The organism is Acetobacter sp., from assembly GCF_022483985.1.
Taxonomy (GTDB): domain Bacteria; phylum Pseudomonadota; class Alphaproteobacteria; order Acetobacterales; family Acetobacteraceae; genus Acetobacter.
Map to the genome: position 1 here is coordinate 871,146 of NZ_JAKVME010000001.1, position 16,184 is coordinate 887,329.

Below are 16,184 nucleotides of genomic sequence, written 5' to 3' on the forward strand. Positions count from 1 at the left end.
GGAGAATGTGCATGGCCGGGATGGTGACCCAGACAATTGCCCGTACCTCAGGTTCCGTAACGGAGGCGGGGAACGAGTATGACCTGACAACCGCACGTCATGTCGTCATGGCTTCCCTGCTGGCCTGGCTGCTCGATGCCTGTGACTTCTTTATCGTTCTCTTTACGCTCGATGATGTTGCTGCGAGCTTTCACGTTCCGCTGGAAAGCGTGCTGCTTGCGCCGACCCTGACACTGCTGACGCGTCCTGTGGGCGCGTTTTTATGCGGTCGTGCGGCTGACCGGTATGGCCGCAAACCGGTGATGATGACGACCATCACCGTCTATTCACTGATCGAGGTTTTATCAGCCTTTTCTCCCAACCTGACGGTTTTTCTGATCCTGCGCGCCCTGTTCGGCATTGCGCTGGGCGGCGAATGGGGCGTGGGAACGTCCCTGATCATGGAAAGCGTTCCGCCTTCATGGCGGGGCGCGGCATCCGGGATTCTTCAGGCCGGCTATCCCGCCGGGTATCTGCTCGCCTCTCTCGTCTTCCTTCTGCTGCCCGTCATGGGATGGCGCGGACTGTTCATTCTGGGCGGCAGCGCGCTGGTTGCCGCAGTCTATATCTGGCTGCGTGTGCCTGAAAGCCCGGAATGGCTGAAAGCGAGACGGGAACAGACAGCCTCCCATGCGCCCGCCTTGTGGTCGGTGATACGGGATAATCCGGGGTTGTGCCTGTTCGCCGTGACCCTGATGGCGGCATTCAATTTCATGAGTCATGGATCGCAGGATCTGTACCCGAAAGTATTTCTGGGACTGGAACGGGGGCTGCCTCATCCCACCATTACGCTCATTGTCGTGCTGTACAATATTGCCGCCATCGTGGGCGGGCTGTTTTTCGGCATGCTTTCCCAAAGGATCGGGCGGCAGTACAGCATTGCTCTGGCGGCTCTGCTGACAGTGCCGTTTCTTCCGGTCTGGGCGCTCTCTCATTCTGCCGTCTGGTTGGCGGCAGGCGCCGTGTGCGTTCAGTTCTGTGTGCAGGGCGCATGGGGCGTAGTGCCTGCCTATCTCAGCGAACTGTCACCAGTTTCGGTCCGCGCCACATTTCCAGGGCTGGCCTATCAGTGCGGCAATCTGATCGCCGCGAGCAATGCGCTGCTCCAGACCCGGATGGCTTCCTTGTCCGGAGAAGGTCTGGCTCCAGCCCTGATGCTGACGGTTGGCGGCGCGGCTCTTGTGGTGCTGACCCTTACCCTGCTGAACGCACGCCTGCACGGTCAGCGTGCTTCTCTGTAAAACAGGCTCGGTTCCCGGAGAGCCCTTGTCGTTCCTTCGTAAAGCAGGGCAGGAGTGTCGTTCAGGAACCACTCACGAGCGTATCGGCAATGACTGCTACGTCCGTAATCCTGTCCGCTTCTGCCGTGGCGCCTTCGGCGTAGGCCGGAAGACCGTACCCCCAACGGGCGAAGATCGATCTTGAACCCGCTCCCCGCGCCGCCAGAATGTCGTTGGCATGATCTCCAACCATGACGGAGCGGGCTGCTGTGCCCTTGGCGAGCGCTATGGTGCCCAGCAGATGGAATGGATCAGGCTTCCGGGCAGAGAAGGAATCTCCACCGCCAACAGCGGCGAACAGGCCCAGAATACCGAAGGTCCGTAGGATATCATTCGCGGCGGCAACAGGTTTGTTGGTACAGACAGCCAGTGTCCAGCCGTCGCCTGCAAGACGGTGCAGCGTTTCCTCAGTGCCCGGAAACAGGCGGGAGCGGTTGGTTGCCCGTGGCGTGTAGAGTTCCATGAAGCGGCGTACGGCGACCTGACGATCAACATCCTGTCCATCCGCGTGATCGAGCGCGCGTTCGACCAGCCTGCCGACACCGTCGCCGATCATGCTTCGGACAGCTTCCTGCGAAGGGGTGGGAAGTCCGTGCTCGGCAAGCAGCAGTCCCACACAATCCGCAAGGTCCGGAAGGGAGTCCACAAGCGTACCGTCGAGGTCAAAAACCACCAGTCGCATAAGGTATTCCTTCATCACCAGTCCTGTTCGGAAAATGAGAGTAACGCGAAGTGAAACAGAAACACACCTCACGGGTTTGACAGTCTTCCGTCAGTGGCCTACCGCCAGAAAACCATGACAAAATCGCCTGCAAACCGTTCTTCCACAGCCGTTCTCCTCGCAGCCGGTCTCGGCACGCGGATGCGCTCTTCCCTGCCCAAGGCGCTCCAGCCGCTGGCCGGGCAGCCGATGCTGAGCCACCTGATCGCCAGTGCGGCCAAGGTGTTTGACAGTGTTGTCATCGTCATCGGTCCCGACATGGATGATCTCGCCCGTTGCGCGGCTCCTCATGCGACGGTGATCCAGCACGACCGTCTCGGCACGGCCCATGCAGCGCTTCAGGCGGAAGACCTGTTCGGCGACGGTGATGTGGCGGTTCTCTACGCCGATAACCCGCTCATCACGCCAGAGACACTCCAGCGCATGCTCGACACGCGCCGTAGTGACACCGAACGGACAGACCTCGCTCTGCTGGCCATGCGCCCGGTCAATCCCGGTCGCTATGGTCGCGTCATCCTGAATCAGGATGGTACGGTCGAAAAAATTATCGAATGGGCCGATGCCTCGGACACCGAGCGCGCTGTCGATCTGTGCAATGCCGGCGTGTTCTGCGCCGATGCGACCCGTTTCCGCGAGTGGCTGCACAAGGTCGGCAATGCGAACAGCAAGGGCGAATACTACCTGACCGATGTGGTCGGCATCGTGCGGGGGCAGGGTGGCATCGTCCGCGCCGTCGAAGCACCCGAGAGCGAACTGCTTGGCGTCAACTCCCGCGTCGAACTGGCGGACGCTGAGGCGACGGTCCAGCGCCGTCTGCGGCGTGAGGCGATGGAACGGGGCGTGACCCTGACCGCGCCGGAGACGGTGTTCTTCTCGTTCGATACGGTGCTGGAGCCGGATGTGGTCGTGCAGCCGAACGTCGTTTTCGGACGTGGCGTGACGGTGCGTTCCGGCGCGGAAATCAAGGCGTTCAGCCATCTCGAACAGTGCGAAGTCGGAGCAAGGTCGCTGATCGGCCCCTATGCGCGACTGCGGCCCGGCACGACGCTGGGTGAGGGCTGCCACGTCGGTAATTTCGTCGAACTCAAGGCCACGACCATGGGCGACGGCGCGAAGGCCAATCATCTCACCTATCTCGGCGATGCGAGCATCGGGGCCTCCACCAATGTCGGGGCCGGGACGATCACCTGCAATTATGATGGCGTGTTCAAGCACCGCACGACCATCGGCGCGAACGCCTTCATCGGCTCGGATTCCATCCTTGTCGCGCCGGTGACGATTGGCGACGGCGCGCTGGTGGCGGCGGGAAGCGTCATCACCAGTGATGTGGAGCCGGATGCTCTGGCGGTTGCGCGCGGGGTGCAGACAAACAAGACTGGCTGGGCCGCACGCTTCCGTGCAGCGCTTCGGGCAAAGAAGGAACAGGGCTGATGTGCGGTATCTGTGGCGTCGTAGGACACAGACAGGCAACGCCGATCGTCTTTGAAGGTCTGCGTCGGCTGGAATATCGGGGCTATGACTCGGCTGGCATCGCTACACTGAATTCTGACGGCCATATTGAGCGTCGTCGCGCGGCGGGCAAGCTGGACAATCTCGGCAAGGTGCTGGAGCAGGCTCCGCTGCACGGCAGGACCGCCATCGGACACACCCGCTGGGCCACGCATGGCGCACCGACTGAAACCAACGCGCATCCGCATGGCACGGCGCGGGTCGCCATCGTGCATAACGGCATCATCGAGAATTTCGAGACGCTGCGGACCGAGCTTGAGGCCGAAGGCCAGAGCTTCGAGACCGAGACGGACAGCGAGACGATTGCCAAACTGGTCGATCATTATCTCGGCGCAGGCCTGTCTCCGCGCGAGGCGGCTTTTTCCGCGATCCGTCGTCTGGAAGGCGCTTATGCCGTCGCAATGATCTTCGCCGAGCATGAAGGGCTGATGATCGGCGCGCGTCATGGCGCGCCGCTTGCCGTTGGTTTCGGCGAGGGCGAGATGTTCCTTGGCTCGGACAGTCTCGCGCTGGCTCCACTGACACGCCGTATCGCCTATCTCGATGATGGCGACTGCGTCGTTCTCGGCAGCGAGGGGGCGGAATTTTTCGATCATTCCGGCGAACGTGTCGAACGGAGCATCCAGACGACGGCTCTCATCGCCGGTGCGGTCGGCAAGGACGGTTATCGTCATTATATGGAGAAGGAACTGCACGAGCATCCGCTGGTGATCGGGCAGACCCTTCAGCGCATGATCGACCCGGCGACCCGCAAGGTCGTGCTGCCGGAGATGCCTTTCGATCTCGCCAATATCCCGCGAGCCGTCATAACCGCCTGTGGTTCGGCGTTTTATGCGGGTGTCGTCGGGCGTTACTGGTTTGAGGAAGTCGCTCGTCTTCCCGTGGATATCGATGTCGCCAGCGAGATGCGCTACCGCAACCCGCCGCTGACGCCGGGTTCACTGGGTATTCTCATTTCCCAGTCGGGGGAGACGGCGGACACGCTGGCGGCCTTGCGTGGTCTCAAAAACGCCGGTCTGCCGATCCTGTCTATCCTGAATGCAGAACATAGCAGCATGGCGCGTGACAGCGATGCCGTGCTGGGCACGGTAGCCGGGCCGGAAATCTCGGTTGCCTCGACCAAGGCGTTCACGGCGCAGTTGACGGTGCTGGCCTGCCTGACCATCGCCATTGCCCGCGCCCGAGGTGAGCTTGATGCGGACGGTGAGGAAGAACTGGTCTCCGCTCTGCTTGATCTGCCCAGTCGTGCTGCGGACGTGTTCACGCATGGCGATTCCATCCGTCAGATGGCGTCCGTCGTGGCCGAGGCGCGGGATGTGCTCTATCTCGGTCGAGGCAGCGCCTATCCTGTGGCCATGGAAGGGGCGCTGAAACTCAAGGAAATCTCCTACATCCACGCGGAAGCCTATGCCGCCGGTGAGATGAAGCACGGGCCGATTTCCCTGATCGACCGCACGGTTCCCATCGTTGCGACCGTTCCGTCAGGTGCGCTTTTCGATAAAACCCTGTCCAACCTTCAGGAAGCGAAAGCCCGTGGGGGCCGTCTGCTGGCCTTTACCGATGAAGTCGGCAGGGAGCGGCTGTCCGCCATCGCCGAGCAGACGATTGCGCTGCCGACGGTGCATCCGTTTGTCACGCCCATCATCCAGACGATCGGCGTGCAGATGCTGGCCTATGAGACAGCCCTGCTCAAAGGGACGGATGTTGATCAGCCGCGCAATCTGGCGAAGTCGGTCACGGTCGAGTAGGGCCGATGATCGGGGGGGCAACACTCCCTGATCATTGTCGGGCAACAGGGGCTGATATGGACGTTTCGATCATTTTCGAGACGGTGTTTCAGGGTAGTTCTGTTGGGTCTGTCTGGATTGTGGAAAGCCCTGAAAATCGTCGCTGGTTTGAACGGCAAACAGGTCTTGATGGCGAGAGTGCCCTGTTCACGTTCCGGAACAGTGAAAATGTCTCCGACATGGTCCTTGGAGCGATCTGGAATGTTCAGGAACACTATCCTGAATGGTCGCAGATCACTGTAATCGGGATGTCGTTGACGCCTGATCTGGTAAAGGCGCTTCGGGATGAGACGCGTGTGACCGCAACCTCGAAGGGGTTTTCTCTGAGCCGTTCACGGTAGGAATATTCTGGGGAGCGTGTGTCAGGCATGTCAGACACACTCTGGTTTTGACTGGACAGAGCAGGTATCCCGGAATGATGTTATTTCAAGCACATAAAAACGTCCTTTTATGATCACGCCTATTTCGTGATGCAGAAAAGCGTGTGGCGTGATGGTTTTGCGTGTGCGCCAGCCTGAACAGCCTGTGACGGTTTTTGTCATTTTTCCAACAGAACGAGCGCCGAGCACTCCATGACTCCCAGAGACCTCTTCACAGGAATGGCGCTCGCCTTTGGGGCTTATGCGGCTTTCTCCATCAGCGATGCTTTCTCCAAATTGCTGGCCGGCTCGCTCGACCCGTTTGAAGTCGCTTTTTCCGGTGGTGTCTTCGGCTTCCTGATTTTGCCGTTCATCCGGCAGAAGGGCGAGTCCTATCTTGATGTCGTTCGTCCCCAGTTGTGGACGATGTGGCTGCTCCGGGCGATCTGCGTGTTTGTCGCGACGGCGGCGAGCGTCGAAGCCTTCATGCTTCTGCCCATGCCGGAAGCCATGTCGCTGATGTTTCTGATGCCGCTGTTCGTGACGATCATTTCTGTCGTTTTTCTGAAAGAAAAGGTCACTTTCTGGGCCTGGCTCGCGGTCATTCTTGGCTTTGTCGGGGTGCTGATCGTTCTCCGTCCCGGTTTCCGCGCCCTGCATTTTGGACATCTGTGCGCCCTGCTAGCGGCGTTTGCGAATGCGGGCAGCGTGATCACCTACCGGCTTGCCGACCGTGAGAAGACCCGTCTGTCCCTGTTCGGTTCCAGCCTTATCGGTCCGATTGTCGGAAACGGCATCCTGATGGGCGTGCATGCGACATGGCCAGACTCCTTCAGGGACTGGTTCTATCTGTTCGGTTATGGATTTCTTGCGGCGTTCGGTCAGTTGCTGATGATGATGGCGACGGCGAAGGCTCCGGCAAACCGTGTGGCGCTGCCCCAATACAGCCAGATGGTCTGGGGTGTCGTGCTCAGCTACATCGTTTTCAGGGAGCCTCTGGATGGCTGGACCTTCGTTGGCATCACGGTGCTGATGTTCTCGGGTGTGTTGAACTGGGTCCGCCAGCGTATCCGCTACGAACGGATGGCCATGCGGGAGCGCAAGGAACGCAAGCTGGCGGCCAGACGCGCCAATGAAACCGCGAAGGCGGCGGTGGTTGCCGCATCGAAGCGTTTTTGAAAACGTGGAACAGAGATTTGTCTTGGCATAACAATACAGATTCGAACTGTCAGGATATTCTTCTGATGCCGCGAAAGATAACAGTCCTTTTGTCGTTGGTTTACTGAAGTAGACCGGAATACTTCAGCGCTGTTTTATCTATCGTCTGTGTAAAATATAAAAATGCTTCCTGATCATTCATGCTAAGATCAGGAAGCATTATGTCAGACTTACTGGGCAGCCTTGGCGGTAGGCTGCGTCGTCTGGCCTGCTTTGGTCGCAGCAACTGCCGGGGCGGACGATCCTGCCGGAACCGCCTGCGCATCAAGCAGGCCGTCATCGACAAAAACGAGGCCATTCAGAGCCTGCGTGACAGCCTCAAGTGCTGCCTGCGGATCGCGGCCCTCGGTGAACACCTGCGCCCGGTTTACCGCGCCCTGTGTCGCGTTCAACGGTGCCAGAGCCACGATGAAGTCCAGCTTGTCATCAACGACCTGCATGGTCTCGGCGGCCTGAGGTGCCATGCCGCTCTTGATCTGGCCGTTGGCGGCTGCGATGGCGGCTTTTTTCTCGGGAGCCAGCGTTTCCGTTTCCACGAACTCACCGCCGACCGGAATCCAGGTTTCCTGTGTGGTGGAAGGGGTGTGGCCCGGGGCCGCCGGATGTTGCGGGGCTGGAGTCAAAGAGGCTTCAGCCGCGACAAACCGGTGATCCGCCTTTGAAGCCGCTGCCAGGCTTTTATTCGCGTCGTAAAGGAATGGGATGGCCTGCTCCGTCTTGCCTGCCGCCAGCAGGTCATGGGCCTGAAGCAGATCGCCGAAAGCGCGCTGACCGTCAGCGGACAGGTTTTTCAGGGCATGACCTGCCTTGTACTTCTCCCACGCCACATGGGCTGAAGCCGCATGAGCGAATGTCGGTGCTGTCGCCAGACCGGTTGCCAGCATGAGAGAGAGTGCAATTTTCTTCATGTTTCAAACTCCTTGTCGTCATTCGTGAATGACGTGACCACAGGTTATCGTGCGTGGGTTCCGGCGAGAACCCTGTTTGAGACATGAAAGGTAATAGTTTTGTAGCCATCTGTTACATGATGGATATCAAGGCAGGGCTATCGAGGCAGGCCGCCGGATGACATTCGCCATCCGGCTGTCAGCGCATCAGTCCAATGCAATCCCCACGGCTTGAGCGAGCGCCTCCGCAATGCCCGGCGCGACAGCAAGAATGGTTGCGCCTCCGGTCAGGCCGCCATCGCGCAGGAAAGGGGAAACCCTCGCCCCGGCTTCCGCCAGAATGGGGAGTGCGCCCGCGACGTCCCAGAGATTGATGACAATCTCGATATAGGCATCCAGACGACCGCAGGCCACATCGGTCAGCGCCAGTGCGCCGGAGCCACCTGAACGGGGCATCGCGCCGGAGTCCAGAATGGCCCCGATCTTCTCCATGAAAACCGGCTTCGGAACACGGTTGCTCCAGCCCATCTCGATCATGGCGCTGCGCGGGTCGCTCACAGGCGACGCCTTGATGGGCTTGCCGTTCAGAAAAGCGCCCTTGCCGATCAGACCCGTATAGGTCTCGCCGAGGGCTGGCGCGCAGACGATCCCGGCAACGGGGCGGTTCTCCTCCAGAAGGCCGAGTGAGACACACCAGCGATTGCGTCCACGCGCGAAGTTTGAGGTGCCGTCGATCGGATCGACAACCCAGCGCAGGCTGCCGTTGCGGGTCGCGCCTTCTTCCTCGCCCTGAAATCCGTCATCCGGGAAAAGAACCGCCATACGTCGCGAGATGAAAGCCTCGACCGCGCCGTCCGCTTCCGTCAGCCAGTCCTGCGCGGATTTCTGCGTGCCGACCGGCCCACCCGGAGGCGGTCTCATCGAAAGGGCCAGTCGCGCGGCATCGTCCACAACGGCACGTGCCGCTTCAAAGCGGCGTTCAATGGCAGCGGTCATGAGCATGCTTCCCGGCGCAGGCCGGTCTCCCTTCAGTCAGGATGACGCTGCGTCATCCTTTCTTGAAACGGGACAGAAATAGTCCGGGGAGAGGGCGTGCGTCGAGGGTGTCCGGGTCTATAACGGTCAGAAGGCTGCGTCCGGCGAGAGTCAGTTCAGCCGCGAGGACCAGCGGGGCTGAATTGGGGCGTATCTTGGCGCGTGTCGGTGGCGATCTGGGCCGCATCTACGGTCGTATGGACCCGACGGACGAGCCGCGCTGTCGTTTCGGGTCACAATGGACTGCCAGCCCGATACCGGAAAATGCTGGTCCGATATCGGGCTGGGACGCAGGTTACAGCGAGTGCAGGGCGCAGAGTTTGTTACCGTCCGGATCGCGCAGATAGGCGAGATACATGTCGCCAGCCGGATTCTGCCGCACGCCGGGTGGGTTCTCGATCTGGGCGCCGCCATTTTCGCCACCAGCTTTCCACCAGGCGTCAATCTTTTCCGGCGTCTCGATGGCGAAACCGATGGTCGAACCGTTGCCTGCCGTGGCGGGCTCGCCATTGAGGGGCTTGCCGATGACGAGGCGCTGGCCGTTATGACTGTAAACCAGACGACCCTTGGGATTGAGGGTTCCCGGCGCGCCGCCGATTGCCGCGAAGATCGCGTCGTAGAATGTGCGTGACCTTTCGATGTCATTGCTGCCAAGCATGATGTGGCTGAACATGGTCGATCTCCCGAGTTTCGGATGCGCCCTGACACCTGCGATATGTCCGCAGGTCTGTTGGGCACGCATTCACGGCCGGCACGCTACAGGCAGCCCGTAAGGTCATACAAGCCCTGTCAGACGCCGGAGCGGAGACGCTGCATTGACGACCGGGCGGATGCGTATTCAACTGGAGAAATGACAGCGCATCCTCTTGCCGGTTCCTCGGTCCTTTTCGATCTGGACGGAACAATCATCGACTCCCGCGCCGGGATCATCGGAACAATCCGGAAAGTGCTCCGCGAACTGGGTCATGAACCTGATCTGGATCAGGATCTCACCTGGGTCGTCGGACCGCCATTGCGGGATCTCATCGGCGAGGTTCTCCGACATTACGGCGATGATCGCTGTGACGAGGCGATGGAAGCCTATCGTCGGCACTATGAGGCCGAGGGCATGTTCAGGACGCCGGTATTCCCGGGAATGCGGGAAGCGATCGCCTCCATCAGGGAGACGGGCGCCACCCTGTATATTGCGACCTCCAAGCCCAGAATGCTGGCCCGCGCCATTCTGGAGCGCGCGGATCTTCTATCGGAATTCCGGGAGGTCTATGGTGCCCGTCCTGATGACAGCGGCGCGGAAAAGCCTGAGCTGATCGCCTCTGTCCTGTCGGATCACCAGATCGAAAAGCATCATGCCATCATGCTTGGAGACCGGCGGTTCGACATTTCAGGCGCCCACGCCAACGGCATCCGGGCAATCGGCATCGCATGGGGCTACGGTGGAGACGGGGAGCTGATCGAGGCGGGCGCGGACGCCATCGCCACGACACCCTCCGACTTGCCACGTCTTGTTTCCGCGCAGGTTCAGGCCGCCCTGAAGCATGTTCATGCCTGAAGTCCGGCTCAGCAGGGATTGACCAGCCGGTCACTGCATCGGAAACAGCAGACAGGATTGCGCCGCGACCGGATTGCCCAAAGCGACAATTTCCGCTCAAGTGTCGCGCAATACCGGCCCTGAGGGCCATGAAACCACAGCAAGCCCGTTGAAAAGGGCAGGAGAGCAGGCCGTGAGCAGCGCCGAGGACATCAGTTTCGAAACCCTTCCTCATCCCAATCTCACGTCCCCGGAAAAGCGGGCCGAGCTTATGGCCAATCCCGCGTTCGGGCGGATTGCCACCGACCACATGGTCATGATCCGTTACAAGGATGGCGAGGGCTGGCATGACGCAAAAGTCATGCCGCGCGGTCCTCTGACGCTCGATCCGTCCGCAGCGGTCCTGCATTATGCTCAGGAAATCTTTGAGGGCATGAAGGCTTTCCGTACCGAGGATAGTGGCATCGCCATCTTCCGTCCGGACGCCAATGCCCGTCGTTTCCGTTCTTCGGCCGAGCGCATGGCCATGCCGCAACTGCCGGACGCCCTGTTCATGCGTGCTGTCGATGAACTGGTGAAGGCGGATCGTGACTGGGTGCCGTCGGGCGAGAACGCCAGCCTGTATATTCGCCCCTTCATGTTCGCCAATGACGCGTTTCTGGGGGTCAAACCTGCATCGGAATACCTGTTTCTGGTGATCGCGGCGCCGGTTGGCGCGTATTTCAGTTCCGGCGCCGTGACCGTCTGGGTTTCCGAGACCTACACACGCGCGGCTCCCGGTGGCACGGGCGCAGCGAAGTGCGGCGGGAATTACGCCGCCTCCCTGCTGGCGCAGGCGGAAGCCAAGGCGCAGGGCTGCGATCAGGTCGTGTTCCTCGACGCCGTAGAACATCGCTACATCGAAGAGATGGGCGGCATGAACATCTTCTTCGTGTTTGATGACGGCTCCATCAGCACGCCGCCCCTGACCGGGACTATCCTGCCGGGCATTACCCGTGACTCGATCCTGACCATTGCCCGTGAAAAGGGTATGACGGTGCGGGAGGAAGCCTATTCCATCGACCAGTGGCTGGCAGACGCGAAGTCAGGCCGTCTGACCGAGACATTCGCCTGCGGCACGGCGGCGGCTGTCTCGCCGATTGGCGCGGTGCGCAGCAAAGATGGCGGTGAAGTCAGGATTTCTGACGGAAAGGGGCCGGGTCCGGTGACCAGCGCCCTGCGGGAAGCCCTGATCGGCACACAGCGCGGTCGTGTGGAAGACACGCATAACTGGGTTCACCGCGTCTGCTGAATTCGTTCCGCGGATAAATCTGATCATTCTCAGGGAGCCGACACTTTTCAAGTGTCGGCTTTTGCGTTTCAGTTTTTTCAGCCAGACAGGTTGCGATGAAGATTCTTGCCGTCACCTTGCCGAAAGTCCGTATCTGCGCCGTGGGACAATGGCCTGCTGACCGTATCGACAGGGATGGCTTTCTGATTCTGGACGATGTGGTTCAGAAAGAAATCGCTAACATCGCCTCACTGGTCTCTTACGAATGCGGAGAACATATCTACGCTCAGGAAGCGCCTGAGCAATATATCTACGTCCCGCATTCTGGAGCTGTCCGCGTTTCCCATCAGCTTGCGGATGGAAGAAATCAGATCGTTGCCTTCTATATGCCGGGCGAGCCGTTCGGGCTGGGAGAGAACGGCGTTTATCTGAATTCCGCCTGTGCGCTGACTGATTGTCTTCTTGTTCGTGTGCCCCGTGCGGCTCTGGACGCGCTGTGCGAGCATGAGCCTCGTTTGCAGCAGGATTGTCTCGTGGGGGCCATGGCGCAGTTAAGGCTGTCCCAGAGGCATCTTCTGATTGTCACACATCAGAGAGCGCTGAAGCGGGTTGCTGATTTTCTGCGTGAATGCAGTCGGCAACAGGAAGTATTTGATCCTGTAAGAAATGTTCTCAGCCTGATCATGGATCGCTCGGATATTGCCGATTATCTGGGCACGTCCGTCGAAACAGTCAGCCGTATGCTGGGGAAACTCGAAGAAGAGGGGCTGGTGAAACGGCTCGATGCCCGCAGCCTCTGGCTCGATCTGCCGCGTCTGAATGATCTTCTCGATAATTAGTCTATTTTTATAAATATATCTTTTATTGTATAAAGTTATAATTTTGGTTATTGTTTATATAAAGAAACAAATATAAAGAGTATTCACTTCGGGTTCATGACTGTAGACTTGCGACGCTTTCCATTTACGTCGAGGTCTCTCGTGAATAATGGGTTTTCGGATGGTGCGACATTCCGCAACCTGAATGTTCGTGATGCGCGACTGTCGCCGGACCCAACCAGAGCGCTCCTCAGGAGTGAACAGTCAGACCCCGGAGAGCAGGGGCTCGTCACCGACCATCCTGTTCTGGACGACATTGACGCTCTGTCCGCTCTGGTGCGTCTGGCCATGCCGAAGCACGAGGAACCTAAGCTGCTGGCGGAGGTGCTTCTCGCCCGTTTCGGAACATTTGCAGGCACTCTGACGGCTTCCGCACAGGCTTTGCGCTCCGTGGCCGGGATCGGTCCTTACATGCTTGCGGCCGTAACCGTGTTTCGTGAGGCCGCAGTCAGGATTCAGCGCTCCCGACTTGCCGACAGTGAAATTCTGTCGGACCGGAAAATGCTTTATGCCTATCTCTCAGCCGTTCTGGCCCGGGAGGTTATCGAACAGTTCCATATCCTTTTTCTGAACGGGAATGGGGTGCTGATCGCTGATGAAGCGCAGGCGAGGGGCACAGTCAACCACACGCCAGTCTATCCCCGAGAGGTTGTGCGGCGTGCGATTGAACTGGGAGCAACCGCCCTGATTCTCGTGCACAATCATCCGAGCGGCGACCCGTCACCCTCTGCCGAGGATATCACGATGACCAGACAGGTTGCCGCTGCTGCTGGCGTGCTGGGCATTACGGTGCGGGATCACGTGATTGTTGGAAACGGCAAATGGCTGAGTTTTGCAGAGGCGAAGCTGCTGTAAGGTGTTCTGAGAAGGCTATGGCCGGGCATTTGGCCCGGCCACGCAGGACTATCTGGTGCGCCTGCTCCGCTCAGGCCTGACTGTGGCTCTGTGTCTGCGATGAAAAAGCTGGAAAAGGCTCAAGTGGCGGAAGTGACTGAAGGGGTCTCACCACGACAGGTTCTGCCGGCCAGAAAGCCTGAGCGATCTCGTTCTGGACCTGCTGAAGCTCACTCTGGACCCAGTCACAGAACTCGTGGAGTCCGCTGACGATGATCTGGTCTGCCGTCTGGCTTTCCAGAACGGCGGACAGATGCTCCACACGTTCCAGAATGTTGGATGAGGCCAGAAGACGGTAATCCCGACGGAGCTGGGTCAGGCCGTTGTGGAGCAGTCTGAGGTTGGTGGTGAGAGAGCGCGGAAAGGCTGCGCTCTTCAACAGGAAACCGATGACGCTGGAAGGGCGGATGTCGCCAGCCATGACGCGTCTGTAGGCATGATACCCGGCAGCCGACCGCAGGAGGGCGGACCACTGGCTGATATCGACCTCTGAGCCCACGCCTGCTTCTGACGGAAGAAGGGTGTGGTATTTGATGTCGATCAGCCGTGTAATCTGGTCGGCCCGCTCAAGGAAGCGCCCGATATTGTAGAAAACCGAGACCTGATCGCGATAGAGCGTGCCCTCGGTAATGCCGGTGTGGGTCTGGCACTCTTCCTTGATTTTCGTGCAGAGGGTTGAAATTTCTCCGGGTCGAATGTCACTCGCTTTCAGGTCACGAATGAAGTTGGTGAAGACGTTGAGCTGCGCCCACATTTCCACTGAGATGATCGGACGCAGGGAGCGGGCGTTTTCACGGGCGGCATGCGCCAGCGCGGCGATCGAAGTCTGGTTATCCCTCTCAATCACATAAAAGGAGATAATCCGCTCGGCAGTATACTGGCCGTGCGCTTTTAAAAAGGTCTCCTCATCCGCGTTGATCTGGATGATCGCCTGCCAGCCGTCCGTCGCGCCGGATCGGACGAAGGTCTCCGTGATATCGATGATACGCGCCAGATTTTCGATACGTTCCATGTAGCGGGCGAGCCACATGGAGCATTCCGCATAGCGCGACAGCAGCGGTTGGGGCGGGAGGGTTGCAATCGGATCGACAGTAATGGTCATGATGCCAGTACCCATGTGTCCTTGGAGCCACCGCCCTGGGACGAGTTGACGACGAGTGAGCCACGCTTCAGGGCGACACGGGAGAGGCCGCCGGGGAGTACCCATGTGTCCTTGCCGGTGACTGCAAAAGGCCGCAGATCGACATGACGATTTTCGAGGCCGGTTTCGCAGAGCGTCGGACAGACGGAAAGCTGCACGACAGGCTGACTGATATAATTCGCCGGATCATCCATGAGCTTGCGACTGAACTCGGCGAGTTCCTCCCTTGTCGCGTGAGGACCTATCAGGAGACCGTATCCACCCGATTCACCGACAGGTTTGACAACCAGTTTGTCGAGATTGGCCAGCGTGTAGGCCAGTCCTTCCGGCTCGGCGCAGATATGCGTCTCCACATTGGAAAGGATCGGTTCTTCGGAGAGATAATACTGAATGATTCTCGGCATGTAGGCATAAACGGCCTTGTCGTCCGCGACACCTGTGCCGATCGCGTTGGCGATGGTCACGTTCCTCTTGCGATACGCCTGCACCAGTCCGGGTACGCCGAGCATGCTTGATGGATCAAAGGCTTCCGGGTCAAGAAAATCGTCGTTGAGACGGCGGTAGATGGAATGGACCGGTCGCAGACCCGCCGTCGTGCGCATGTAGACGCGGTCGTTCTCCGTGACGAGATCGCGTCCTTCCACGAGGGGAACTCCCATCTCGCGGGCAAGGAAAACATGTTCGAAATAGGCGGAGTTGTAGATGCCCGGCGACAGGAGCACGACCTGAGGATTGTCCACGCCGTCGGGAGCGACCTGACAGAGGGCGCTCTGAAGCCGCATGCCGTATTCATCCACGGGCATGAGGTCGATGCCTGACGCGATATCGGGCATGACACGAAGAGTCGTGTGACGGTTTTCAATCACGTAAGACACGCCGGAGGGCGTGCGGCCGTTATCTTCCAATACAAGGAAACGGCCGGTTTCGTCGCGGACAAGGTCCGTGCCGTCAATGTGGATATAGGTGCCGCCGGGAACGTCCAGTCCCATCATGGCGTTGCAGAAATTGGCGTTTCCTACGACCAGTTCGCGCGGAATGATTCCGTCCTTGAGAACGTTCTGGTCGTGATAGATGTCCCACAGGAACATGTTCAGGGCTTTGACCCGCTGTTTTACGCCTGCTTCCACATGACGCCATTCAGGCTGGGTCAGGACGCGGGGAACAAGGTCAAATGGCAGGATACGGTCAATGGCGTCTCTCTCGGAATAGACTGTAAAGGTAATGCCGAGATTGTAGAGTTCCTGTTCGGCCTGAGCCGCCCGGGCACGGAGATCGTCCAGTGGAAGGGCGTTCAGTCGCTGCCGGAGCAGATCTATCCGGGGATCAAGCGGCGCTCCGGAGTTGGTGAGTTCACAGAAGAAATGCCCGTTTTGGTAAGTGGAGAACAGGCCTTCAGACGGCGTTGTCGCGGAGAGTCCGCTGACTGTCGGGGAAGGTCCGGTCTGTTTGTGCCCGGTCTGTTTGTGCGTAGAGTTGCCCATTCGTGCTCCTGACCGCTTTTCTCCTGGAAAACGTAGCCCGCCGGGAGAAGTTCGTTGCAGAAGAGCAAGAAAATTTCATGTCGCCAAGCTCAAAATTAATCCTGAGCCTCTGTTTTGCGCATATGACTTTAACTGGTTGTTAATACGGGCGCGGCAA

General features: G+C 59.2%; 16 protein-coding genes. 9 read left to right on the top strand and 7 right to left on the bottom strand.

The window, feature by feature from the left end; translation table 11 throughout:
* Nucleotides 1–20 precede the first annotated feature (20 nt).
* Nucleotides 21–1,280 carry an MFS transporter gene (locus tag LKE90_RS03815; RefSeq protein WP_291490995.1) on the top strand — a complete coding sequence of 420 codons (1,260 nt, stop codon included), beginning with the start codon at nucleotides 21–23 and terminating at the stop codon, nucleotides 1,278–1,280.
* A 61-nt stretch (nucleotides 1,281–1,341) separates the two neighbouring features.
* Here the strand turns inward: LKE90_RS03815 and LKE90_RS03820 are convergent, their stop codons facing one another.
* Complete coding sequence (locus LKE90_RS03820; RefSeq protein WP_291490952.1) at nucleotides 1,342–2,016, bottom strand: HAD hydrolase-like protein; 675 nt, start codon at nucleotides 2,014–2,016, stop codon at nucleotides 1,342–1,344.
* A gap of 99 nt (nucleotides 2,017–2,115) precedes the next feature.
* Here LKE90_RS03820 and glmU point away from each other — a divergent pair, with 99 nt between their 5' ends.
* The 4 genes from glmU to LKE90_RS03840 all read left to right on the top strand — a co-directional run bounded on the left by glmU (nucleotide 2,116) and on the right by LKE90_RS03840 (nucleotide 6,874).
* On the top strand, nucleotides 2,116–3,471 hold the full coding sequence (glmU, locus tag LKE90_RS03825; RefSeq protein ID WP_291490953.1) for a bifunctional UDP-N-acetylglucosamine diphosphorylase/glucosamine-1-phosphate N-acetyltransferase GlmU: 1,356 nt from the start codon (nucleotides 2,116–2,118) through the stop codon (nucleotides 3,469–3,471).
* Nucleotides 3,471–5,297: a glutamine--fructose-6-phosphate transaminase (isomerizing) gene (glmS, locus tag LKE90_RS03830; protein ID WP_291490954.1), complete on the top strand. Its 1,827-nt coding sequence runs from the start codon at nucleotides 3,471–3,473 to the stop codon at nucleotides 5,295–5,297. The genes glmU and glmS overlap by 1 nt, the downstream gene beginning before the upstream one ends.
* Before the next feature lie 56 nt (nucleotides 5,298–5,353).
* Nucleotides 5,354–5,677 (top strand): hypothetical protein, encoded by a 324-nt coding sequence (locus LKE90_RS03835; RefSeq protein WP_291490955.1) that lies wholly within the window; start codon nucleotides 5,354–5,356, stop codon nucleotides 5,675–5,677.
* A gap of 231 nt (nucleotides 5,678–5,908) precedes the next feature.
* Nucleotides 5,909–6,874 (top strand): DMT family transporter, encoded by a 966-nt coding sequence (locus tag LKE90_RS03840; protein ID WP_291490956.1) that lies wholly within the window; start codon nucleotides 5,909–5,911, stop codon nucleotides 6,872–6,874.
* A 209-nt stretch (nucleotides 6,875–7,083) separates the two neighbouring features.
* On the opposite strand, the gene LKE90_RS03845 is transcribed toward LKE90_RS03840, so the two are convergent.
* The 4 genes from LKE90_RS03845 to LKE90_RS03860 all read right to left on the bottom strand — a co-directional run bounded on the left by LKE90_RS03845 (nucleotide 7,084) and on the right by LKE90_RS03860 (nucleotide 9,508).
* Nucleotides 7,084–7,821, bottom strand: a complete 738-nt coding sequence (locus LKE90_RS03845) for a YfdX family protein (RefSeq protein ID WP_291490957.1) — start codon at nucleotides 7,819–7,821, stop codon at nucleotides 7,084–7,086.
* A 186-nt stretch (nucleotides 7,822–8,007) separates the two neighbouring features.
* Nucleotides 8,008–8,796 (bottom strand): inositol monophosphatase family protein, encoded by a 789-nt coding sequence (locus tag LKE90_RS03850; RefSeq protein WP_291490958.1) that lies wholly within the window; start codon nucleotides 8,794–8,796, stop codon nucleotides 8,008–8,010.
* A gap of 52 nt (nucleotides 8,797–8,848) precedes the next feature.
* Complete coding sequence (locus tag LKE90_RS03855; protein WP_291490959.1) at nucleotides 8,849–9,022, bottom strand: hypothetical protein; 174 nt, start codon at nucleotides 9,020–9,022, stop codon at nucleotides 8,849–8,851.
* 108 nt (nucleotides 9,023–9,130) lie between these two features.
* On the bottom strand, nucleotides 9,131–9,508 hold the full coding sequence (locus LKE90_RS03860) for a VOC family protein (RefSeq protein WP_291490960.1): 378 nt from the start codon (nucleotides 9,506–9,508) through the stop codon (nucleotides 9,131–9,133).
* Nucleotides 9,509–9,685: 177 nt separating this feature from the next.
* Between LKE90_RS03860 and LKE90_RS03865 the strand changes: the two genes are divergently transcribed.
* The 4 genes from LKE90_RS03865 to radC all read left to right on the top strand — a co-directional run bounded on the left by LKE90_RS03865 (nucleotide 9,686) and on the right by radC (nucleotide 13,366).
* On the top strand, nucleotides 9,686–10,384 hold the full coding sequence (locus LKE90_RS03865) for an HAD hydrolase-like protein (protein ID WP_291490961.1): 699 nt from the start codon (nucleotides 9,686–9,688) through the stop codon (nucleotides 10,382–10,384).
* A 172-nt stretch (nucleotides 10,385–10,556) separates the two neighbouring features.
* On the top strand, nucleotides 10,557–11,654 hold the full coding sequence (locus tag LKE90_RS03870; protein WP_291490962.1) for a branched-chain amino acid aminotransferase: 1,098 nt from the start codon (nucleotides 10,557–10,559) through the stop codon (nucleotides 11,652–11,654).
* Nucleotides 11,655–11,749: 95 nt separating this feature from the next.
* Nucleotides 11,750–12,472, top strand: a complete 723-nt coding sequence (locus LKE90_RS03875) for a Crp/Fnr family transcriptional regulator (RefSeq protein ID WP_291490963.1) — start codon at nucleotides 11,750–11,752, stop codon at nucleotides 12,470–12,472.
* A 141-nt stretch (nucleotides 12,473–12,613) separates the two neighbouring features.
* On the top strand, nucleotides 12,614–13,366 hold the full coding sequence (radC, locus tag LKE90_RS03880; protein WP_291490964.1) for a RadC family protein: 753 nt from the start codon (nucleotides 12,614–12,616) through the stop codon (nucleotides 13,364–13,366).
* A 70-nt stretch (nucleotides 13,367–13,436) separates the two neighbouring features.
* On the opposite strand, the gene LKE90_RS03885 is transcribed toward radC, so the two are convergent.
* Together LKE90_RS03885 and LKE90_RS03890 are read right to left on the bottom strand one after the other, a co-directional pair.
* Entirely contained in the window at nucleotides 13,437–14,522 is a 1,086-nt protein-coding gene (locus LKE90_RS03885; protein ID WP_291490965.1) for an alpha-E domain-containing protein, read from the bottom strand.
* Nucleotides 14,504–16,027, bottom strand: a complete 1,524-nt coding sequence (locus LKE90_RS03890; RefSeq protein WP_291490966.1) for a circularly permuted type 2 ATP-grasp protein — start codon at nucleotides 16,025–16,027, stop codon at nucleotides 14,504–14,506. Before LKE90_RS03890 ends, LKE90_RS03885 begins: the two co-directional genes overlap by 19 nt.
* Between the last annotated feature and the right edge of the window lie 157 nt (nucleotides 16,028–16,184).